Source organism: Streptomyces sp. NPDC029292, from assembly GCF_055569295.1.
Genome location: NZ_JBVHXR010000011.1, coordinates 63,966 through 84,845, shown reverse-complemented (window position 1 = coordinate 84,845; position 20,880 = coordinate 63,966). Strand labels below are relative to the sequence as shown.

16 protein-coding genes and 2 pseudogenes are annotated in these 20,880 nt (G+C 69.9%); 11 read left to right on the top strand and 7 right to left on the bottom strand.

Translation table 11 applies throughout. The features are described 5' to 3' along the window. Positions 1 to 171: 171 nt before the first annotated feature. Positions 172 to 539: pseudogene (locus ACZ4WS_RS23940) on the bottom strand (DUF3631 domain-containing protein); the annotation flags it as partial. Here ACZ4WS_RS23940 and ACZ4WS_RS23935 point away from each other — a divergent pair. Further along, a pseudogene (locus tag ACZ4WS_RS23935) lies at positions 520 to 984 on the top strand (phosphotransferase); the annotation flags it as partial. The pseudogenes ACZ4WS_RS23940 and ACZ4WS_RS23935 overlap by 20 nt on opposite strands. A 406-nt stretch (positions 985 to 1,390) precedes the next feature. On the opposite strand, the gene ACZ4WS_RS23930 reads toward ACZ4WS_RS23935, so the two are convergent. Beyond that, entirely contained in the window at positions 1,391 to 2,149 is a 759-nt protein-coding gene (locus tag ACZ4WS_RS23930; RefSeq protein WP_467983254.1) for a DUF899 family protein, read from the bottom strand. A 259-nt stretch (positions 2,150 to 2,408) separates the two neighbouring features. Here ACZ4WS_RS23930 and ACZ4WS_RS23925 point away from each other — a divergent pair, with 259 nt between their 5' ends. The 5 genes from ACZ4WS_RS23925 to ACZ4WS_RS23905 all read left to right on the top strand — a co-directional run bounded on the left by ACZ4WS_RS23925 (position 2,409) and on the right by ACZ4WS_RS23905 (position 7,456). Further along, positions 2,409 to 5,081, top strand: coding sequence for an ATP/GTP-binding protein (locus tag ACZ4WS_RS23925; RefSeq protein ID WP_467983253.1), 2,673 nt, complete (start codon positions 2,409 to 2,411; stop codon positions 5,079 to 5,081). Positions 5,082 to 5,219: 138 nt separating this feature from the next. Then, positions 5,220 to 6,167, top strand: a complete 948-nt coding sequence (locus ACZ4WS_RS23920) for a phosphorothioated DNA-binding restriction endonuclease (RefSeq protein WP_467983252.1) — start codon at positions 5,220 to 5,222, stop codon at positions 6,165 to 6,167. 64 nt (positions 6,168 to 6,231) lie between these two features. Continuing rightward, positions 6,232 to 6,510: a CopG family transcriptional regulator gene (locus ACZ4WS_RS23915; protein WP_467983251.1), complete on the top strand. Its 279-nt coding sequence runs from the start codon at positions 6,232 to 6,234 to the stop codon at positions 6,508 to 6,510. After that, on the top strand, positions 6,507 to 6,932 hold the full coding sequence (locus tag ACZ4WS_RS23910) for a PIN domain-containing protein (RefSeq protein ID WP_467983250.1): 426 nt from the start codon (positions 6,507 to 6,509) through the stop codon (positions 6,930 to 6,932). The genes ACZ4WS_RS23915 and ACZ4WS_RS23910 overlap by 4 nt, the downstream gene beginning before the upstream one ends. Before the next feature lie 347 nt (positions 6,933 to 7,279). Continuing rightward, positions 7,280 to 7,456, top strand: coding sequence for a hypothetical protein (locus tag ACZ4WS_RS23905; protein ID WP_467983249.1), 177 nt, complete (start codon positions 7,280 to 7,282; stop codon positions 7,454 to 7,456). 290 nt (positions 7,457 to 7,746) lie between these two features. Here ACZ4WS_RS23905 and ACZ4WS_RS23900 read toward each other — a convergent pair whose 3' ends face one another. Further along, the gene (locus tag ACZ4WS_RS23900) at positions 7,747 to 8,706 is read right to left on the bottom strand and encodes a helix-turn-helix domain-containing protein (RefSeq protein ID WP_467983248.1); all 960 of its coding nucleotides are present in this window, start codon (positions 8,704 to 8,706) and stop codon (positions 7,747 to 7,749) included. Positions 8,707 to 8,960: 254 nt separating this feature from the next. Here ACZ4WS_RS23900 and ACZ4WS_RS23895 point away from each other — a divergent pair, with 254 nt between their 5' ends. Together ACZ4WS_RS23895 and ACZ4WS_RS23890 are read left to right on the top strand one after the other, a co-directional pair. Next, positions 8,961 to 9,725 (top strand): SDR family NAD(P)-dependent oxidoreductase, encoded by a 765-nt coding sequence (locus tag ACZ4WS_RS23895; RefSeq protein WP_467983247.1) that lies wholly within the window; start codon positions 8,961 to 8,963, stop codon positions 9,723 to 9,725. A 123-nt stretch (positions 9,726 to 9,848) separates the two neighbouring features. Next, positions 9,849 to 10,694, top strand: coding sequence for an SDR family oxidoreductase (locus ACZ4WS_RS23890; protein WP_467983246.1), 846 nt, complete (start codon positions 9,849 to 9,851; stop codon positions 10,692 to 10,694). Between the two features lie 135 nt (positions 10,695 to 10,829). Here ACZ4WS_RS23890 and ACZ4WS_RS23885 read toward each other — a convergent pair whose 3' ends face one another. Further along, entirely contained in the window at positions 10,830 to 12,824 is a 1,995-nt protein-coding gene (locus tag ACZ4WS_RS23885) for a YncE family protein (protein WP_467983245.1), read from the bottom strand. 401 nt (positions 12,825 to 13,225) lie between these two features. Between ACZ4WS_RS23885 and ACZ4WS_RS23880 the strand changes: the two genes are divergently transcribed. Next, on the top strand, positions 13,226 to 15,139 hold the full coding sequence (locus ACZ4WS_RS23880) for an NAD-binding protein (RefSeq protein ID WP_467983482.1): 1,914 nt from the start codon (positions 13,226 to 13,228) through the stop codon (positions 15,137 to 15,139). Between the two features lie 193 nt (positions 15,140 to 15,332). On the opposite strand, the gene ACZ4WS_RS23875 is transcribed toward ACZ4WS_RS23880, so the two are convergent. Next, complete coding sequence (locus tag ACZ4WS_RS23875) at positions 15,333 to 17,183, bottom strand: S9 family peptidase (protein WP_467983244.1); 1,851 nt, start codon at positions 17,181 to 17,183, stop codon at positions 15,333 to 15,335. Positions 17,184 to 17,334: 151 nt separating this feature from the next. On the opposite strand from ACZ4WS_RS23875, the gene ACZ4WS_RS23870 reads away from it, so the two are divergent. Together ACZ4WS_RS23870 and ACZ4WS_RS23865 are read left to right on the top strand one after the other, a co-directional pair. Next, positions 17,335 to 17,709 carry a nuclear transport factor 2 family protein gene (locus ACZ4WS_RS23870; protein WP_467983243.1) on the top strand — a complete coding sequence of 125 codons (375 nt, stop codon included), beginning with the start codon at positions 17,335 to 17,337 and terminating at the stop codon, positions 17,707 to 17,709. Positions 17,710 to 17,873: 164 nt separating this feature from the next. Continuing rightward, the gene (locus ACZ4WS_RS23865) at positions 17,874 to 18,686 is read left to right on the top strand and encodes an SURF1 family protein (RefSeq protein ID WP_467983242.1); all 813 of its coding nucleotides are present in this window, start codon (positions 17,874 to 17,876) and stop codon (positions 18,684 to 18,686) included. Positions 18,687 to 18,736: 50 nt separating this feature from the next. Here the strand turns inward: ACZ4WS_RS23865 and ACZ4WS_RS23860 are convergent, their stop codons facing one another. Next, on the bottom strand, positions 18,737 to 19,795 hold the full coding sequence (locus ACZ4WS_RS23860) for a hypothetical protein (protein WP_467983241.1): 1,059 nt from the start codon (positions 19,793 to 19,795) through the stop codon (positions 18,737 to 18,739). A gap of 110 nt (positions 19,796 to 19,905) precedes the next feature. After that, the gene (locus tag ACZ4WS_RS23855) at positions 19,906 to 20,481 is read right to left on the bottom strand and encodes a SigE family RNA polymerase sigma factor (RefSeq protein ID WP_467752764.1); all 576 of its coding nucleotides are present in this window, start codon (positions 20,479 to 20,481) and stop codon (positions 19,906 to 19,908) included. Positions 20,482 to 20,880 lie beyond the last annotated feature (399 nt).

The window sequence follows — 20,880 nt, the reverse complement described above, 5'->3', positions numbered from 1 at the left end:
CTTTGGCGCGCTTCGGGGTGTCGGTCATGCTCTGTCGTGCCTCCATAGGACAGGGCCGCGCTCTGAAAGGCGCGGCCCTGTGGAACTCGGGTGATGGGAAGTTCAGGCGGTGGCTTCTGCCTGCGGGTAGCGGATGGGGTGTTGCGGTAGCGGATGCGGAGCGGCTTGCCGCTACCCGGAAACCGCCTCTGAGCTGCTCGGTAGCGGAGGTAGCGGAAGTAGCGCACTTTCCGCGGGGGTGGGCAGTAGCGCTGCCACGCGTCGTGCAGATCGCTCGCGTAGTAGCCCTTCATGACGCTCCCGCCGGCCTTGATGTTGCGGGCCGCGATGGGGGTGTTGTCCGCGGTCATGTACTCCCGCAGCATCCGCGACAGCCCGCGGGCATCGAGCGGCTTGCCGCTCATGTCCGCCCACGGAGCCTCTTCGAGGCTGTGCAGCCTGTCGAGGATCGCAACAGTGGGCAGGCGGTCGATGCCGTTGAACATGTAGTCGCGCAGGTCCGTGAGCAGACGGATACCGATGCTGCCCTTGTCGCGGCAGGAAAGATCTGGGAGGGCAACCGCCAAGCCGCCGCCCTGTTTTGACCGACGCGTCCACAAACCACTGCTCTACGACACCACCGGCGCGAGCAGCGATGGCTACGCCTACCAGGCCGAGCTTCACCAGTACGTCGCCGACCCCGTCGCCTCCCCCAGTCCCGTCCTGCTCATGGATCTGGATCCGCCGACCGTATGGTGGGTGTCGCTCCGCACCGACCTGGAGTACGTGAGCACGGTTCCTACGGACCGTGTGGCCGTACGGCAGGAATGGGCGGACCGCAGCGTCCCCCGCTTCCTTGACGTCCCCGCCCCTCGGATCACGGACTGGACGACAGCCCACGGAGACTTGCATACCGCGAACCTCGCGAGCGCCACCCCCTACCTCCTCGACTGGGAGGGCTTCGGCCTGGCACCAGCCGGCTACGACGCGGCTATGCTCCTGGCGTACTCGCTCCACACCTCCGGATTCGCCCATCTCGTCCGCGATACCTTTCCCGTGCTCAAGACGGAGCCAGGGCGCGTCGCACAGATCATCGTCATCACCGAGCTGCTGCAGTCAGCCTCACGCGGGGACCACCCCGAACTCGTCCCCACACTTCGAGCGCCGGCCGCCGAGCTGACTTGCCCTGGCCGCAGCCCGAGGCAGGCAGTCCCCGCCGGCATCAGACCCCCGCCACATCATCCGATCAGGAACCCCGTTCGACTGATCAAGACCGCCGAGCGCATGCGGACGTCTTCTGAGCGGCTGTGTGCGGTGGCAGGCGGGAGGGGTTCGGGGGCGCGGTGGGGGTGCACGTCCGGAGCACTGCGGTCCTCGGATCCCGGCTGGGCTGCGCCCTTCGGGCCCGGCTTCAGGAGCAGCAGCCTGAGCCCGCCGTGCCGGGCTGTCCGCTGTAGAGGTCGTCGTCATGGCCGACGGCGATCCGTGCCCATTGCGCGGTCGGCCGTCCGTCCCTGCGGAACTGCTGGCCGCGAGTCTCGTACGGCTGCGGCCAGCCCGGCGGGGAGTCCTCCCAGGTCTCCTGCCGCCCGTGGACGGTCATGTCGAGGATGCCGTATGACGGCGCCATGGGTTCGACGCCGCGGCCGGTGGTCCAGTACGTCTCGTAGACGCGGTCTCCGTCGCGGAGGTAGCACGCCTTCATCCCGAAGTGGCGACCGGCGACGAGCCGTTCGTGAGACTCGGCAGGTACGGAGTACCAGGGCATCTCCCAGCCCATGAAGCGGCGGTAACGGTCGGACTCCTCGTAGGGGCCCTGGCAGAAGGCGGCGAAGGTGACGTCACGCTGGTGCAGATAGGACAGTTCGCGGACCTGGCCGGTGAAGAAGGTGCAGCCCTCACACTGGTCGGCGGCGGGGCGGCCGTCGTGCCACATGTGATACGACGCGAACAGCTGGGTACGACCGTCGAAGACGTCGATCAGGGGGACCTTTCCGTTGCCTCCGAGGAGCGGAGTCGACGGGTCGACCTCGGTCATGGGCAGCCGTCGCCGTGCGGCGGCGATCGCATCGCCCTCCCGGGTGTGCGCCTTCTCCCGGGCGCGCAGGGTCTCGTTTGCAGCCAGCCACTCCGAGCGGGAGACGACCGGCGGCGTGTTCATAGCAGTCATGCCCGTACTGACCCGGCAGCCCGCAAGAACTCATCGTTCGGCTGATGAAAACCGCCGAACGGAATGCGGACGCCTTCTTCGTCCAGATCACCTTCTCCAGTCCTCGGTCGCGTGAGCGCCCTGCTCGTTGGCCCCGCCGCACCTGGCGGTGCTCAACTGCCGTGCGCCGAATGTGACCTGCAGACCTGCCTCAATGCGGGCTTGCCAGGCGGTACTCAAGGGAGCATAGATTGGCTCCAGTTGATCGTCAGGGGGAGCGGTGGCAGGGCGGGACCTTCGAACGCTGTTCAGCTCGAACGACCGGAGCATCGCCGCCACTGAGGCGTTCACGAACCGGCAGGCACAGTGGCAAGCGGTGACGGCCGGCCTCGCAGAGCACATACGGCAGGTGAACCGTGGGGACTTCGACGTGGAGGACCTGGAAACTCCCCGCCGCAACATCCTCGTCTTCCACGGCGTGGGCGGGATCGGCAAGTCCACGCTCTCCCGCAAGATCGAGGCATCGCTCGCCCGTAGCGAGCACCGCCCCGTGCAATGGGGATCACCGTCCCACCCCGAGGAGCGGACACTGCCGGTCCGCATCGACCTCGCGCGCGCCGCGGGCATGGACTTCGAACGCGTCATCCTCACCATCCGCCTTGCCGTCGCCGCGCTCGGCCAGCCGATGCCCGCCTTCGACCTCGCCCTGCGCCGCTACTGGGAGCACAACCACCCGGGCGAACCGATCGAGGACTACCTGCGCCGGGGCGGGCTGCTGAGCCGCTTCAGCGCCGCTGCCGCTCTGCCCCAGCAGATGCAGTCCGCCCTCAGCGACGTCGCCCAGACCCTGCTCCTGCCCGGCACCGTCGGCAGTGCGCTCGGGCACGGGGCCGGAGCGCTCATCAAGGCGTTACGCGAGCGGCGCCAGTCCGTGCGCGCCCTCGCCGGCTGTTCGCGCCTGGCGGACCTCCTGGAGGCCGAGCCCGACCTGGAGGCCCTCAGCTTCTACCCGCACCTTCTCGCCTGGGACCTGGCCCAACTCCCGACCGACGACAACGCACTGCCCGTGATCCTGCTGGACACCTTCGAAGACACCGGTGACCGCACACACCGCGACTTCGAGCGCCTGCTCCAGCGCATCGTGTGGCTGATGCCCAACGCGTTCTTCGTCGTCACCGGACGCAATCGCCTTCAGTGGGCCGAGGCAGGTCTGGAAGGACAACTCGACTGGACCGGGTCGATTGCCTGGCCGGGCCTCGTCCCCAATACGGCACACACACGGTCAGGCGCATCCGGCCGCCAGATCCTGATCGGCGGCTTCTCCCCCGAAGACTGCGAGGACTACCTGGCCCGCAGGCTCAGCCGCGACGGACAGCCGCTGATCGACGAACCGGTCCGCCGGATCATCGCCGAGCGCTCCCATGGGCTGCCTCTGTATCTGGACCTGTCGGTCATGCGCTACCTGGAACTTCGGCGCGGTGGCAGGCAGCCGCAGTTCACCGACTTCGACCACGACTTCCCGGCCCTGATCGCCCGCACCCTCAGCGACCTGACCGCTGAGGAACGCCACGTGCTCCGCTCGGTCAGCCTGCTCAGCGCGTTCTCGGTGCCGCTGGCCACCCAGGTCGCCGGCATGGAGCACGACGCGCCCGCCCTACGGTTGACCGAGCGCCCCTTCATCCGGGAGTCCCCCTCCGGCGTGTGGTCTTTCCATGTCCACGACCTGATCCGCGCCGCCATTCGCAACGCGGACGACGGCAGTGACGACCGCTGGTCGGAGCAGGACTGGCAGCGCGCGGCCCAGCGTGCCTTCCACGCCCTGGAATCGCAGTGGCGCCAGGACCTGCGACGCGACCGCGCCGTCCTCGTCGGCTGTCTCCAGCAAGGGCTGCTCCTCGCACGGGACTTCCATCTCGATCTCGGCTGGCTCGCCGATGCCGCATTCCAATACGTAGGGGACTCCATCTGGGAACCGCTGGCACTCCCCACAGCCGACGCCACGTCGTCGGACGGCCTGCAGACTGCGGCGGATGCCCTGGTGGAAACGCTCAGCGCCATCGCCCGGCGCCAGCACGAACACCGTGAACGCACAGCCAGTCGGCTCTCGACTGTCCTTGCATCGGAGCTGCTCCCGAATGACGTGGTCGAACTGGCCACGTACTACCTGGCGAAGGCCCGGCGGGACCTCGGACTGACCGACGATTCACGCCAGGGCATGGAGCGCGTCGCCTCCGCCGACGGTCGGCTGGCTTCTGCCGCTCGACGCGGCCTGGCACACCTGAGCCGATTGTCCGGAGACTTCCCGACGGCGGTCGAAGCCGCAGGGAGGCTGGGCTGGGAGGGGCGGCATCATCGGGTGCTGGGAGACGTGTGGTGGGTGCAAGGTGACATGGAGCGGGCGGCAGCCGCCTACCTGGCAGCCCGGAGCGAAGCAGAAGAGCACGGTGTGGTCGGCGAGACCGCTATGGTCCAGGCGCATCTCGCCTTCGCCGTCGCCTTCGCTGACCCGCTTCGGGCCGATGACGAGCTCGACCTGGCAGACCGGCTGCTGTCGCACCTCAGCCTGCGCTCCACCGAGATGACCGCTCGCATCGCCACACTCGTACGCGACGCCGGGTGCGCCGCCGACCTGCCCGACCGGGCAGCCGTCCTACTCGCCGAAATCGACGTTTCCGGCATCTCCTACGCCGCGGCCAAACTGCAACTGGCCCTGTGCTTCCACCACGCCGCCCTCGACGCCCAGGACGACCTTGCCACGACGATCACCCGCCTGCGCGAACTCACTCAGAGCGGCGACTACGCCTACTACGTCGAGATCGCGCACTTCATGGCCGGCCTTCCGCTTCCCGAGCACACCGGGCGAGCACAGTGGATCGACGGAGAGCGGCAGACCCGCGAACGATGGCGCCACCTGGTTACGACACGTCGCAGTCGCCTCGGCACGGCTCGTTAGGCCGCAACGGGCAACGTCGGCACGAAGCCAGCGGCCCCAGGCTGATGCCGCAGGGTGTCTGGGCGCCATCTGGGAGTCGACTCGCTCCCCAAGCCCCTTCGATACCACCGCACCCCAACACCACTACGATCGCCGGTCATGGACTGGCTGGAGCGCACCGCGAAGCTGAGGCAGTGGAGCAGAAGCGGGACCCGCGCTCCGCACAAGCCACTGCTGTTCCTGTACGCGCTCGGCCGGTTCCAGCAGGATGCCGACGGTGAACTGCGGTACAGCGCGGTGGAGGACGACCTCAGACGGCTGCTGGCCGAGTACGGCCCACCCAACAGAACGACGCCCGCCTACCCGTTCCACCATCTGGTGAGCGACGGCGTGTGGGAGGTGCGCACCGATGGCGGACCGGGCAGCCCCGGCAGTGGCGTGCGGGAGCTGCGGGCCGTCGGAGCCGCAGGGCGGCTGACGCCGGAACTACGGGCGGCGCTGCGGCGCGAGCCGTCGCTGCTCGGCAGAATGGCACGGGTCCTGCTCGATCTGAACTTCCCGCCCTCGCTCCACGGCGATCTGTGCGAATCCGTCGGCCTGGAGCTGGAGCCGGCGGAGACCGAACAGCTCTCGGCCGTGCGCAGGCGGCGAGATCCCCGGATGCGGGAGCAGGTCCTGACGGCATACGAGTACCAGTGCGCCTTCTGCGGCTACGACGGCAGGATAGGCGCGGTGCCGGTCGGGCTGGAGGCCGCACATGTGCGCTGGTGGGCGTTCGACGGCCCGGACGACGTCGAAAACGGACTGTGCCTGTGCTCGCTGCACCACAAGCTCTTCGACAAGGGCGTCCTCGGCATCGGATGGGGGTCCCCCCGCCCATGGGGGTCCACCCGCTCGAGCGAAGCCGAGAGTGGGGGAGGTCACCGCATCCTGGTCTCGCAGCGCTTCGTCGGCCAGAGTCCTGCCGCCCGGGAGCACGTCATAGCGCTCGCCGACCGCCCGCTCATCGGTCCCCAACCGGGTGCCCACCCCGTCGCGGCGATCCACCGCTCCTGGCACACCAGCCAGGTCTTCCACGGCAGCCCACGCCCCGCCACGGCCGTCTGATCGCCGAGCGTCGATCACGTGACCCACTGGTAAGGAGTGCAATACCAAGAGTATGGTCTCTTGTATGGCCACAAAGAAGGTAACGGTGACGATTCCCGCGGATCTCCTGGACGAGATCCGCGCGGACGCGGCTGAGCGGGGTCTCTCGGCGTACGTCGCCGAGGCTCTGCGCTTCAAGCGCGACCGGGATCGGCTCCGGGAACTGGTCGACTGGCTGCAGGAAGAGCACGGCCCCGTCACTGAGGACGAGCATGCGGCAGCGCTCGACAAGCTGGAGGAACTCGACGCCGAACACGAGCGGCGTCGAACCACCGGAAAGCACAACGCCGGAGAGGCCGCGTGAACAAGCGAACCGGTGAGCACAGACAGCGGCCCCTCCGTGTCTTCGTACTGGACTGTGAAGCCCTGTCCCTTGCGGTACGCGGCGACCGGAAGATGATCGCCTGGCTCGATCTCGCAGCTCGAGGGGAAGCCGAGGTGGTGACGTCCCCGATGACACTGGTCGAGGCGTACGACGGCAGAACGACCGAACAGCGCTGGGACTGGGTACTGTCCCGGCTCCAGGTCGTCGACATCGGGAAGGACGAGGCCCGCCAGGCACGCCGACTCCTGGCCGACGCCAAGTTGCACGGCCACAAGTACGCGATCGACGCCGTGCTCGCCGTCATCGCGCGACAGCAGAAGGGACAGGTCACCGTCTTCACATCGGACGTCGATGACCTGGAGAAGCTGGTGCCGGACACGATCGTCGTCAAGAAGGTGTGACCCGACCCGCTCCGGTGCCAGTAGAGCGCTGGGGATCCACCGCCAGGCACCCGGATGTGTTGTTCCGAGCTCGTGAGTCAGTTGGCGTGATCGGATGTGCGTAGTCCGGAACGACTGGCCGAGTAAGGTCGTGTGGCGGCTGGGCGGGTTGTCCGCCACGTCGGTCTCGGCCGATTCGCACGGCATTGCTTCCTGCCGGGCTGGTTCTGGCATGTGAAGTTGTGAAGTATCGAGGGAGTGGGCACTCATCGTGCCGATGCACCGGCGGACACGTGGGTTAGATCCGCTTCAACGGGCATCTCTGAGATCAGGGGTTGTGCCCCGGCAAGATGTTCATCATGGCAAGCATGGGAAAGAAGAAGCCCCCGGCCTCGCCGCCCATTCACGCCAGAGTTCAAGACCGAGATCGTCGAGCTGTGCCGGCGTGGGACCGCTCGGTCGATCTGGTCGCCAAGGACTTCGATCTGACTGAGACCGCGCGGTGGCTGTGGGTCAGCCATGCCGAGATCGACGCGGGTGAGTGAGACGGCCTGACCAGCAGTGAGCGCGAGGAACTGGCCACACAGCAGCGGGCGGCGGCTGGCACGGGACCGTCGCCCGCCGCAATCCTCCTGGGAGCCGTTCGGGGAGCCAATCCGCTCCCCGAACGCCCGCGACACCACGCCGGACCGATCCGCACCAACCCCTTGACCTGGTCAAACACCAACCGCACTGGCAAGATCAGCAACCGACCCTCATTCGGGACGAAGAGGTCGTGGGTTCAAATCCCGCCACCCGACAGTGAAACACCAGGTCAGGCACGGCGTGTCGGCCATCAGTCGGGGGTCTCGGCCGACTCGGCCGACTCGGAGTCGTTGGTCGACGCGGACTCGTCGATGTCGTCGTTGGTCGCGGCCCAACTGGCCAGGAGGTTCAGGGCGTCCTGCGAACGTGACGCGGGCTCGGCGGTGTAGGTGAGGAGGAACTGGCTGGGGTCTGCCCCGAGCGGGAAGGTCTCGAACGGCAGGTCGAGGTCGCCGACGACCGGGTGGTGGAGGCGCTTCAGGCCCGTGGTGTGGATCCGGACGTTGTGGGCAGCCCAGCGGCGACGGAATTCCTCGCTGCGGGTGGACAGCTCCCCGATCAGGTCCGTCAGCCGCCGGTCGTAGGCGTCGCGGCCGGCCTCGGCGCGCAGCATGGCGACCGTGTCGCCTGCGACCTCGTCCCAGTCGCGGAAGAACTCGGTCGCATGCAGGTCGAGGAAGACGAACCGGGCGTTGTTCGGTGGCCGCACCGGGTCGGCGTAGACCGGGGAGAACAGCGCCCGCCCGAGGTGGTTGGCGGCCAGGATGTCCAGGCGTCCGCTGAGTACGAACGCGGGTGTACCGGTCATCGAGTCGAGGACGCGCTGCACCGCGGGCCGGACGCGCTGCTGGGCCGGCCGGCGGCGCGGCGGACGGGTCGTGCCGGCGCCGCGCAGGAGGTCGAGCAGGTGGATCCGCTCGGCCTCGTCGAGCTGCAGCGCTTGCGCGATGCCGTCGATGACGCTCTCGGAGACGCCGGTGGCGTTGCCGCGCTCCAGCCGGGTGTAGTACTCGCTGGAGATGCCCGCGAGCAGGGCTACCTCCTCCCGGCGCAGCCCGGTGACCCGCCGACGGTCTCCGCCGTACAGGGGCAGTCCGGCCTGCTCGGGGGTGACCCTGGCCCGTCGCGTACCCAGGAATTCCCGGATCTCCGCGCGGAAATCACCACGGATGTCGCGGTTGGCGTCGTAAGGGTCGTTTCTGCCTGCCATGCGCTCCACTCTACGAGCGCTGTCGCAGGGCTGGGGGTCCCTCTCAGTGACCCCCTCATCAGGGACTCCCACACTCCCGTGACAACCGGTTCTGTTGATGGTGCACCGCCCACGGCGGTGTGAATGGCCCGGATACGGCGGCGCTTCTGCCGCCGGCCATGACCGGCGCTCGCCGCGCCCCTCGGCACGTACGGGTCCCCCCGCCGGCCCTACGCCGCACATCCAGAGAACCAAAGAAGAACAGGACACCCCCCATGGCAACGAAGCTGACCGACACCGTCGCGCTCGTCACCGGTGCGAGCAGTGGCATCGGCGCCGCCACCGCCCGCCGACTCGCCGAGGACGGCGCCTCCGTCGCCCTCGTGGCCCGTCGCAAGGACCGCCTGGACGACCTCGCCGCCGAGATCGAGAAGGCGGGCGGCACCGCCCTGGTGGTGGAAGCGGACATCACCGACCGCGCCCAGGCCGAGGCCGCCGTACAGCAGGCCGTCGAGCACTTCGGACGGCTGGACACCCTGATCAACAACGCCGGTCTGATGCTCCTGGGCCCCGTCGTCGGCGCGGACGCCGACGAATGGGAGCGCATGATCGCCGTCAACGTCCAGGGCCTGCTCTACACCACCCGCGCCGCCCTCCCGCACCTGCTCAAGGCCGCCGAGGACGGGCCGCGCCGGGTCGCCGACATCGTCAACATCAGCTCGATCGCCGGCCGCGTCGCCTGGAACGGCTACGGCGTCTACAACCTCACCAAGTTCGGCGTGAACGGCTTCACCGAGTCCCTGCGCCAGGAGGTCACCCAGCGGCACGTACGCGTCGGTGTCCTCGAACCCGGCGGCGTGGACACCGAACTGGGCTCGCACAACAAGCCCGAGATCCAGGGCGCGATGATCAACCCCTTCTACGAGACGACCGAAGTCCTCGCCCCCGACGACATCGCCGACGGCGTCGCCTACATGGTCACCCGCCCCCGCCATGCCTCCATCGGCGAACTGTGGATCATGCCCACCGACCAAGCCTGATCCCGTCCGCCGCCATCGGCCGCCCGGACACCCGCCGGGACGCCACGCATCATCACCGCACAGCCACGCATCATCACCGCACAACACCGGGTGCCGGACCACGGCATCTGAAAGGAAGCCCTCATGAGCAAGGTCATTCTCGTCACCGGTGCCGGACGCGGTCTGGGCACGGACATCGTCCGCGAGGCCCTCGCCGCCGGCCACCAGGTCGTCGCCACCGGTCGCCGCCCCGAAGAGGTCGAGCAGACCCTGGGCGGACCGCACGACAACCTGCTGGTCACCAAGCTGGACGTCACCAACCTGGAGGACGCCGAGGCCGCCGCGCAGGCCGCCGTCGACCGCTTCGGCCGCATCGACGTCCTGATCAACAACGCCGGGAACTTCTTCGCCGGCTACTTCGAGGAGATCACGCCCGCGCAGATGCGCCAGCAGATCGAGACCAACCTCTTCGGCCCCATGAACGTCACCCGCGCCGTCCTGCCCCTCATGCGGAAGCAGCGCGCCGGCCACGTCATCACCCTCTCCTCCTCCGCCGGCATCATCGGCCAGGAGTTCTGCGTCGCCTACGCCGCCTCCAAGTTCGGCGTGGAGGGCTGGATGGAGTCGCTGCGCTACGACGTCGAGCCCTACAACATCCACACCACCGTCGTGGAGCCCGGCTTCTTCCGCACCGAGTTGCTCGTGGACGCCTCCACCACCTGGCCCGAGCCGACCATCGACGACTACGCCGAGCGCACCACCGCCACCATCGCGGCCTGGAAGAGCATGAACGGCCGGCAGAGCGGCGACCCCGCCAAGCTCGCCCGCGCCCTGCTGACCATCGCCGACCAGGAGAAGCCGCTGCTGCGCTTCGTCGCCGGCGCCGACGCCATCGAAGGCGTCAAGGCCAAGGCCCAGGAACTCCTCGCGCAGGCCGAAGCCTCCCGCGAACTGGGCGGCGACCTGGCCTACGACGACACCACCGCCTGAAACACCCAGAAAGAGCAGTCGCCGGAGTCTCCACGTATGACCGGCACCGCGCATGCCGCACACACCAGGGCGCGGGCCTGCCTCGGCAGCAGACCCGCGCCCGTCACGTCAGCCTTCGGTAAGAGCTGCGGGACGTCAGCTGGTGAAGATGAAGTACTTCCAGGTTCCGTGCGTCGTCGAGTTCACGTTGTCGCCCGACGTCGTGTCGATGTAGGACGACCGGATCCGGAAGCGGACACCCGTCGGCGGGGTGCCCGTGAGTTCGAGCGTGTCCTTGCCGCCCGAGCCGAGGACGAGGTACTCGGAGTGCGTGGCGCGCCAGGCGCCCTCGTCGTAGCCCTGCACCTCCACCTTGTACTTGCGGCCCGGGTACGGCGTCATCGTCGTGTCGTAGACGGGGTCCTTGGACTTGTGGAAGTAGCGGTACGTCTGGCTCCACGCCGTCTGGCTCTTGTAGTAGCCGCTGAGCGCGGTCGAGACGTGGACTCGTGCGCCGACCGTGCTGGTGGCTGTCGCCGGTGCGTACCGGGTGTCGCCCGTGAACTTGGCGGTGAGCTTGGTGTCGCGGGTCAGGTTGAGGGTGACGGACAGGTTTCCGGAGGAGTCGACCGTGCCGGACTTGACCAGCTTCTCAGGCTTGTCGGCACCGTACGGGTTGGCGTAGATCGCGACGGTGCGGTTCTTGTACGTCGTCCCCAGGTGCGCCGTGAACTTCACCGCGCTGTTGTACGCGTACACCTTGCCGTTGTTGGTGAGCGTCACCGCGGTCGCCGTGCGGGTGACGTTCACCGTGCTCGTGGCGGTGGCGCCCGCGTGGTACTCGTCGCCCGCGTAGGTGACCGTGTACGTGACCTTGCCGCCGGCCGGCGGGGTGTCGGCGAAGGAGTACGAACCGTCGGCGCCGACCGTCGCCGTGCCGAGCGCCTTGCCGGACGGGGACTCGTCGTCGGTGCGGGTGACGGAGACCGTGGTACCGGACGGGAACGCGGCGTTCGACGTCAGCTTGCCCGTGACGGTGAGGGACTTGGCGCGGGTGGCGGTGGCCGGGGCGGTCGCCGTGAGGGTGGTGTCCGCCTTGGTCGGGTCGTCGAGGACGCGCAGCGAGTACACGTCCGCGTCGTTGTACGACACCGCGAACAGCTTGCTGGCGTCCGGCGCCCAGGCGAGACCCGAGGGCGCGAGGGTGTCGGCGCCGCTGCTGGTGCCGGTGTTCGGGAAGTCGTACTGCCGTACCGGCGTGGCGACGCCCGGCTCGAAGATGTGCACGTCCGGGTCGTACCAGGAGAAGGTGCCCGCGGCGATCGCGCCGTTCGGAGCGATGTCGATCGCGTTCGGGTAGGGGTTGGTGGTGTAGCTGCCGTCCTCCGACAGGTCCGAGAGCTTGAACGCCTCCTGCTTGTAGGGGGCGCCGCTGGCCGTGACGACGTCCTTGCCGTCGGGGGTGACGGCGAGGTCGCTGAGGTTGCTGCTGCTGCCTGGATCGAAGGCGTACGCGGTGCGGGTCGCCGAGCCCGACGACACGTCGTACACCGCCAGTTCGACGGGGCTCTGCCCCGGGGCGCCCGCCACGACGGTGTTCGGGGCGCCGGGCGAGGAGCCGAGGACCGGAGCGTCGTTCCAGTTGCGGGTGGTGTCCTGGTGGAGGGCCACGACCGGGTCGGCGCCGCTCAGGTCGAGCGAGCCGATGTTGCCGGTGCCTGAGCCTCGGTAGCCGAACCAGAGCTTGCCGCCGGCGAGGGCCGGGTACTCGGGTTGAGTGCCGTCGCCCGTCGGATAGCGATGCGCCTCGGTGGCGGTCGCCGTGTCGATGGCGACGATCGCGTCGGCGTCCTCGACGGCAGCGTACAAAGTGCCGGAGTCGGCGGAAAGCTCCAGGCCGCGGACGCCGGGAAGCGAGTCGACCATGCCGACGACGGTGCCGCTGTAGTCGGTTGCGACGACTTTTCCGCTGGTCGGGTCGCTGATGAAGACCCGCTGGTGGACGCCGTCCACGACGACGTCGCCGGTCGACTTGACCGGCAGGATGGTGCTGGAGTCGGCCAGCGCGGGCGCGGCCGACGTGACCGCGAGCGCGGCCGAGCTGAAGAGGACCGCGAGCGCTGTCGCGGCCGGAAGAGTGCGTATGTGCACGGTGGTTTCGAACCCCCGGAACGAAAAGAGCCCCTGTTGAACTGGGGAATTGACCGGAGCGTAGGTCACGCCAGTGACAGCAGGGGCAAAGGAGGGTCAACGACGATCAAAGAAGTAGCCGGGATTCGACGGACCCGCAAGGGCACCTGGGAGCCATCCGGGAGCCGACGGTCGTGGGCTCAAATCCCGGAGGTGCCCTCGCTCGAGGGGCGTACCGGGCGGGGGCGGGCGGCGATTCGGGGCCGGCGGCGCTGTTCCCAGTAGTGGATCAAGGTGGGGCCGGGGGAAACCCGGGTGGGCCCAGGTGGGACCAGGGTGGAACCAGTGATGCTGGTGCGGCAGTCTTCTCTCCTGTGGGGAGCCTTCCGAATCAGAGCGAGTCGCCCGACGCCTCCGCGCCCATGGTGGTGTGCGGCGACGACGGCCTGGCGCATCGGCTGGCCGCCGAGTTGCGGGGTGTCTACGGCGAGCAGGTGACCCTGGTCGTGCCGCCCGCACGGCGGATCGCGCGGCCACCGGTGGTGGGGCGGGCACGGGCCACCGCGTTGTTCGACCGGATGTCCGCGGCGGTGACCAGGGCGGCGGGGAACGGCGACGCGGGAGGCGGCCGTACGGCGGAACCTCCGCGCTCGGAACGGGTGTTGGAGGCCGATGAGGCCACCGAGGCCGTGCTCGCCGAGGCGGGCGTGGAACGGGCCGCCGCGCTGGCGCTGGTGTATGACGACGACGAGACCAACATCCGGGCCGCGCTCACCGCCCGGCGGCTCAACCCGCGCATCCGGCTGGTCCTGCGGCTCTACAACCGGCGACTCGGCCAGCACATCGAGGCGCTCCTCGACCAGGCCTCGGCGTTGGCCGCCGCGGGCGCCGACGGCGACGCCGAGGCGTTCGACGCGTCCACCACCGTCCTGTCCGACGCCGACACCGTCGCGCCCGCGCTCGCCGCGACCGCCGTGGCCGGCACCAGCAAGGTCGTCCAGACGGACGGGCTGATGCTGCGCGCGGTGGAGCGGCCGCCACCCGGGCCCGGGCAGGTCGCCGACCCCGGGCTGTGCACGCTGGCCCTGCTGTCCGCCACGACCAATGACCCCGCCGGCGCCGACGGGTCCGAGAGCAGCGGCGCGCAGGGGCCCCAACTCCTGCCCGACGAAAGGGCGGTGGCCGATGCCACCGGGCGCGGCACCGTCGTACTGGAGAACGTGTCGTACTCGGGTCCCGCGTTGCCCGCGGGGCGCAGTGTCGTACCCTTCGGCTCGCTGCTGTCGCGGCGGCTGCGCTGGTCGTTCGCGGGGATCGTGGGGTGTGTGGTCGGCCTCGCCGTCGCGTCGATGGTCGTGACCGGGGAACACCCGCTGAAGGCGACGTATCTGACGCTTCTCGACCTCTTCGCGATCAACGACCCCGCCATCGGGAAGTCTGCCGGGCGGCAGATTCTCCAACTCCTCTCCGGACTGGTCGGGTTACTGCTGCTTCCCGTGCTGCTGGCCGCCGTGCTGGAGGCGCTCGGTACGTTCCGCAGCGGGTCCGCGTTGCGGAAGCCGCCGCGGGGGCTGTCCGGGCATGTGGTGCTGCTCGGGGTCGGCAAGATCGGCACGCGGGTGCTGGCGCGGCTGCGGGAGCTGCACATTCCCGTGGTGTGCGTCGAGGCCGATCCCGAGGCCCGGGGGCTGGCGCTCGCGCGGCGGTTGCGGGTGCCGGTGGTGCTGGGGGATGTGACCCAGGAAGGGGTGCTGGAGGCCGCCAAGATTCATCGGGCGCATGCGTTGCTGGCGTTGACCAGTGCGGATACGACGAATCTGGAGGCCGTGTTGTACGCCCGTACGGTGCGGCCCGATCTGCGGGTCGTGCTGCGGCTGTACGACGACGGCTTCGCGACCGCCGTGTACCGCACGCTGCGTGCCGCGCACCCTCATGCGCTCACGCGGAGCCGGAGTGTGTCCCATCTGGCCGCGCCCGCGTTCGCCGGCTCCATGATGGGGCGGCAGATCCTCGGGGCGATTCCGGTGGAGCGGCGGGTGTTGCTCTTCGCGGCTGTGGGGGTGAGCGGGTATCCGCAGTTGGAGGGGCGCACGGTGGGTGAGGCGTTTCGGGCGGGGGCGTGGCGGGTGCTTGCGCTGGACACCGGGGTGACGGGCGGGCGGCAGGCCGGGCCTGCGTCCGCCCCGCCGGGGGACGGGCGGCCCTCTGGGCTGGTGTGGGATCTTCCCTCGACCTATGTCCTGCGGCCGCAGGACCGGGTGGTGCTCGCCGCGACCCGGCGGGGGCTCGCGGAGTTGTTGGGGCGGCGGCCTCGGGAACGGGCGGCTGGGGCGTAGGGGTTCGCCGGGGGGCGTAGGCCCCGCGGGTGGGTGAGTGGGCGGGGGCGGGAGCCGGGGCGGGCGTGGAGTGTTTTCGCCCCAGCCGCCCCTGCCCTTCCCGTACCTGGGGGCTCCCCCCAGACCCCCGTATCGCGCTTCGCGATCGTCCTCAAACGCCGGGCGGGCTGAAAGATCTCCAGCGCCGGACGGGCTAGAAGATGTGCCTCTGCGCGAAATCCAGTTCCAGGCGGACCTGCTTGATGCGTTCGTCGACGACGAGGGAGCCGTGGCCCGCGTCGTAGCGGTAGACCTCGTGGACGGCGTCGCGGGCGGTGAGGCGGTCGACGTAGTTCTCGACCTGGCGGATGGGGCAGCGGGGGTCGTTCACACCGGCGGAGATGTAGACGGGGGCCTTGACCGCGTCGACGTAGGTCAGGGGGGAGGACGCCTCGAAGCGCTCGGGGACCTCCTCCGGGGTGCCGCCGAGGAGGGTGCGGTCCATGGCCTTCAGGGCCTCCATCTCGTCGTGGTACGCCGTGACGTAGTCGGCGACCGGGACGGCGGCGATGCCGAGCGTCCACGCGTCCGGCTGAGTGCCCAGGCCCAGGAGGGTGAGATAGCCGCCCCAGGAGCCGCCGGTGAGGATCAGGCGGTCGGGGTCCGCCAGGCCGGAGGCCACCGCCCATTCGCGGACCGCCGCGATGTCCTCCAGCTCGATGAGGCCGACGCGGTGCTTGAGCGCGTCCGTCCACTCGCGGCCGTAGCCCGTCGAGCCGCGGTAGTTGACCCGCACGACCGCGTACCCGTGGTCCACCCATGCGGCCGGGCCCGCCGCGAACGAGTCGCTGTCGTGCCAGGTCGGGCCGCCGTGGATGTCGAAGACCGTGGGGAGGGGGCCGGTGGTCCCCGCCGGCTTCTGGACCAGGGCGTGGATGCGGCCGCCGGGGCCCTCCACCCAGACGTCCTCCACGGGGACGGAGCCCGGGGACTTCAGGCCGGGGGGATCGAGGACCACCTCGCCGGTCGTCGAGCGGACCGTCGACGGCTCGGCCGCCGACGACCACAGGTACTCCACCGTGCCGTCCGGGCGGGCCGTCGCCCCCGACACCGTGCCGGGAGGTGTCGGCACCCGAACCAGCTCGCGGGAGGAGAGGTCGTAGCGCCACAGGTCGCTGCGGGCCTCGAAGCTGTGCGCGATGAGCAGCGCGGACCCGTCCGGATACCACTCGGCCGCCACGTCGCCGGGCAGGTCGAGGGCCAGGTCCGTCTCCTCGCCGGACGCGACGTCCCACACCAGCGGCTCCCAACGGCCACGCCGCTGATGCCCGATGAGCAGCCGGGTGTCCCCGTCGACCGGGGCGAAGCCCAGCACCTCCAGGCCCAGCTCGACGGTGCCGCCCTTGGTGTCGTCGAGCTCGGCGAGCGTCGAGCCGTCCAGGCGCAGCACGCGCAGCGCCGAGTGCATCGCGTCGCCGTGCTCGGTGTGCTCGACGGCGATCAGCGAGCCGTCGTGCGAGAGGTCGCCGACCCCGGCCGACTCCCGGTGCCGGTAGATCTCGACGGGGGCCTCGCCGGTCCTCGCCACATGGATCGTCGAGCCGTCCTCGTCCGTCGAGCGGCCCACGACGGCGGTGCGCCCGTCCCGGCCGATGGCCAGTCCCCCCGGGTAGGAGGGCTCCAGGCCCGGGGCTGCGGGCTCGTCGGGACCCTCGGGACCCTCGGGACTTCCGGAGGACTCTCCACCGGCGAACCTCTGCCGCCGCCAGATCCCGAACTCATCCCCGTCCTTGTCGTCGAACCACCAGATCCACTCGCCGTCCGGCGAGAGCACGCCGTCCGTCGTGCCGTTCGCCCGGTGCGTGGCCTGGCGCTGCTCGCCCGTGGCGCGGTCCCACGCGTACAGCTCGTACGTCCCCGTCGCGTTCGACACGAACAGGGAGCGGTGCGGGGCGTCCTCCGCCCAGTCCGGCAGCGACACCCGCGGCGCCCGGAAGCGCTTCTCCCAGTCGGGCATGGCCCCGGTCTCAGGGGTGGACGGCGTGGACCCGTGGCTCTCAGTCATGGCCCCATAGTGCCTGGCCCGGACGACAATCCGCCGACGAGGTCCCCAGCCTGTGGACAACTTCGCGGCCGGGCACCCGCCAAAAGTCGGAAAGCAGTGACTTTGTGCAGGTCAGGGCCGATTGTCAGTGGCGGGGTGCAGACTCCTCGACATGACCGATCTGCGCAAGACCGTCGAGAGCTACTGGGCCACCGCCGACGCCCGGGACTGGACCGGGTTCGCGGACACGCTGGCCGAGGACGTCGTCTACACCCTGCCGCAGACGCGGGAGCGGATCCTCGGCAGGGCGAGGTACGTCCAGTTCAACCGCGAGTATCCGGGCGACTGGCACGTCCGGATCGAGCGCGTGCTGGCCGAGCCCGGTCAGGCCGTCACCTGGACCCGCTTCACCGTGGGCCTGGAGGAGATGGACGCGGTCACGTTCTTCACGGTGGACGAGCAGGGTCGGATAGCCACGGTGACGGACTTCTGGCCCGAGCCCTACGAGCCCCCGGCCGGGCGCGAGCACCTGGTCGAGCGGTACTGAGGCGTGCGGCGAGCGATACCAAGGCGTGCGCCCAGCGATATCGAGGCGTGCGCCGGGCAGTGCTGAGCCGTACGTCGCGTGGTGCTGAGCCGTCTCTCGCGCGGTGCTGACCCGGGCCCACCCCGCGGCCCGGACTCGCCCGGCCGCCCCGTACCGTGGAAGCCGTGTACCGCTTCCTGCTGACGCCCCGCTGGTGGGGGATCAACGTCTTCGTGCTGTTGGCCATCCCCTTCTGCGTGTTCATGGGGTCATGGCAGCTGGGACGGTTCGAGGACCGGGTGCAGGGCCAGCGGGAGGCGACCGCAGAGGCCGCCGCGGCCAAGACCGAGGCGGCCCGTCCGCTGGACGAGCTGCTGCCCGTGGACATGAAGACGTCCGGCAAGCAGGCCACCGCGACCGGCCGGTACGGCAAACAGTTGCTGGTGCCGGACCGCAAGGTGGACGGCAAGCGCGGGTACTACGTACTGACGCTGCTGCGGGTCGACGGCGGCAAGGCGCTGCCCGTCGTCCGGGGCTGGCTGCCCGGCGACGCGGACCCGGCGAAGGCACCGGCCGCGCCCACCGGCGAGGTCACGGTGACGGGTGCGCTGCAGGCGTCCGAGAGCCCGGGGGCCAATGGCGTCAGTACCGCCGGTGGTCTGCCGGACGGCCAGACCGGCGCGATCAGCTCGGCGTCGCTGGTGAACCTGGTGCCGTACGACGTGTACCCGGCGTGGATCACCCTCACCAAGGCCGACAGCGGGATGAAGGCGGTGGCCCCGACCGCGGCGCAGGGCACGGGCCTGGACCTGAAGGCGTTCCAGAACCTCGGTTACACCGGGGAGTGGTTCGTCTTCGCGGGCTTCGTCGTCTTCATGTGGTTCCGGCTGCTGCGCCGCGAGGCGGAGTTCGCACGGGACACGGCACTGGGCCTGATCCCGGAAGAGACCCCGGACGAGACCCCGACGCCGGACACCACCGGCACCCCGGTCCGGTAAAACCCCCGGTCCCGTAGAGACCCTGGGCCCTCACAGAGACCTTCACGGGGTCAGGACGCCGCCAGCAGACCCGTCCGGTACACCGTGCCCGCGCACGCGTTGGACACGCTCGTCGAGGCGGAGGCCGTGCCCGTCGCCGCCGTGTACGAGATGGTGACGCTGCCGTCGGCCACCCCGTCCTCCGTGACCAGCTGGGGCGCGGTGCCGCTCTCCGTGGTGGTGCCGCCGGTGTCGGTGGCGCCCTCCGTGGTGGACGGGTCGGGCGAGGGGTCCCCGCCTCCGGTGGTCGGACAGGTCTCCGAGGGCACCCAGGCGAACTTCACCACGTACGAGGTTCCCGGCTGAAGCACCAGGGAGGCGACCTCCGTCGTCGGGTCCGGCAGCCCGGTGGCCGCGTCGCCCGACACATGCGTCGTCACGGTGATCTTGGAGGCGTCCGCCGCGCCCGACGGGGTCGTGGTCACGCCGCCCGCGCCGCTGACCGTACAGCCGGTGGTGGAGACGTTCGAGATGGCGAAGGAGCCGTAGACCACGCCCGTGGAGTCCGGATCGGCGAGAACGCTGGTGCCCCCGCCGAGCTGATCCGCCGTGCACGCGGGCGCGGCCGCCGCCGAGGCCGACGGGTCGGGTCCACCCGTGGTGGCCCCGCTGCCCGCGCCCTTGCCCTTGTCCGGCTTGCCCTTCTGGTCGTCCTTGCCCTTGTCCTTCGACGCGCCGGAGGAGCCGCCCACCGCGCTCGACCCGCCGTCCGGGCCCTTGCCCTGGCTCGTACCGCCCTGGGACTGCGAGCTGTTGGCCGCGATGGACGGGTCGGCGTTCGACCCCGTGGAGTTCGAGACGTGTACGAGGGCCGGGACCGCCGTGCCGATGAAGAGTGCGGCGGCCGCCATGCCGATCACGGCCTGGCGCTTGCGGGCCCGCCTGGCCGGGACCGCGCGGCGCAGATGCTCCAGCGTGCCGTCGATGGGCTCGATCTCCTGGACGGCCTGGTGCAGCATGCGGCGCAGCGACAGCTCGTCCGAGCCGAGCCCCTCGGATCCCGGTCCGGCGGGACCCGGTGCGTTGGCGCCCGGTGCGTCGGGGCCGTGTCCGTCGGGGCCGTGGTTCACAGTTCCGTTCCCAGCATGTTGCTCGCGCTCGTCTTTGTGGGCCTCGTGCCGATGTGTCGGCTCATGCCACTCGTAAGGCTCGTGTCGGTCGTGGGTGTCACGTCGCTCGCTCATGCCGGAGCCTCCATGGCGACTCGGAGCGCCGCGATGCCGCGGGAGCCGTACGCCTTGACCGAGCCCAGCGATATCCCGAGCGTCTCGGCGACCTGGGCCTCGGTCATGTCCGCGAAGTAGCGCAGCACCAGGACCTCGCGCTGGCGGCGCTGGAGTCCCTTCATCGCCTTGATCAGCGCGTCGCGCTCCAACTGGTCGTAGGCGCCTTCCTCGGCGCTCGCCATGTCGGGCATCGGCTTCGAGAGGAGCTTGAGGCCGAGAATGCGCCGGCGCAGGGCGGAGCGCGAGAGGTTCACCACCGTCTGGCGCAGATACGCGAGCGTCTTCTCCGGGTCGCGGACACGCTTGCGCGCCGAGTGCACCCGGATGAAGGCCTCCTGGACGACGTCCTCGCAGGAGGCGGTGTCGTCGAGCAGGAGCGCCGCGAGACCCAGGAGCGACCGGTAGTGGGCGCGGTAGGTCTCGGTCAGATGGTCGACGGTGGTGCCCGCCGCCAGGCTGTCTTCAGCGCCGTCGCGCTGGTTCGGGATGCGGGCCGGCCGCGCTGCGGGCATCGGCGCGATCACCGGCATGCCGCCGGGCGCGCCGGGGCTGCGGAGTCGGCGGGGTGGACGCAGGGCTGTGCCCCTCGTCTGGCCCGCGGTGAATTCGAGTACCTCTGCCACGCCAGTTGGACACGTCTCCCCCCGCAAGGGTTGTACGCATCAGGCATCGCTTTTGCGTCAGGCACCCCGTCCGACAATGCGTCAAATGCCCTCATGCCTACCAGCTCTTCCCCTATGCCCCGTTTTGCCGTCACGTCCGGACGCCCCTGAACGGCGTCCGCAAAGACGCTCCCCGCCCTCCGCACGGTTGCGGAGGACGGGGAGGAAAATCTTCGAACGTCGAGTGGGCTGGAATCAAGTGGTCCGGACCAATAACTGGCACACAAACCTGACACAGATTCTACAAACGAATCCGCCGACAGCCAG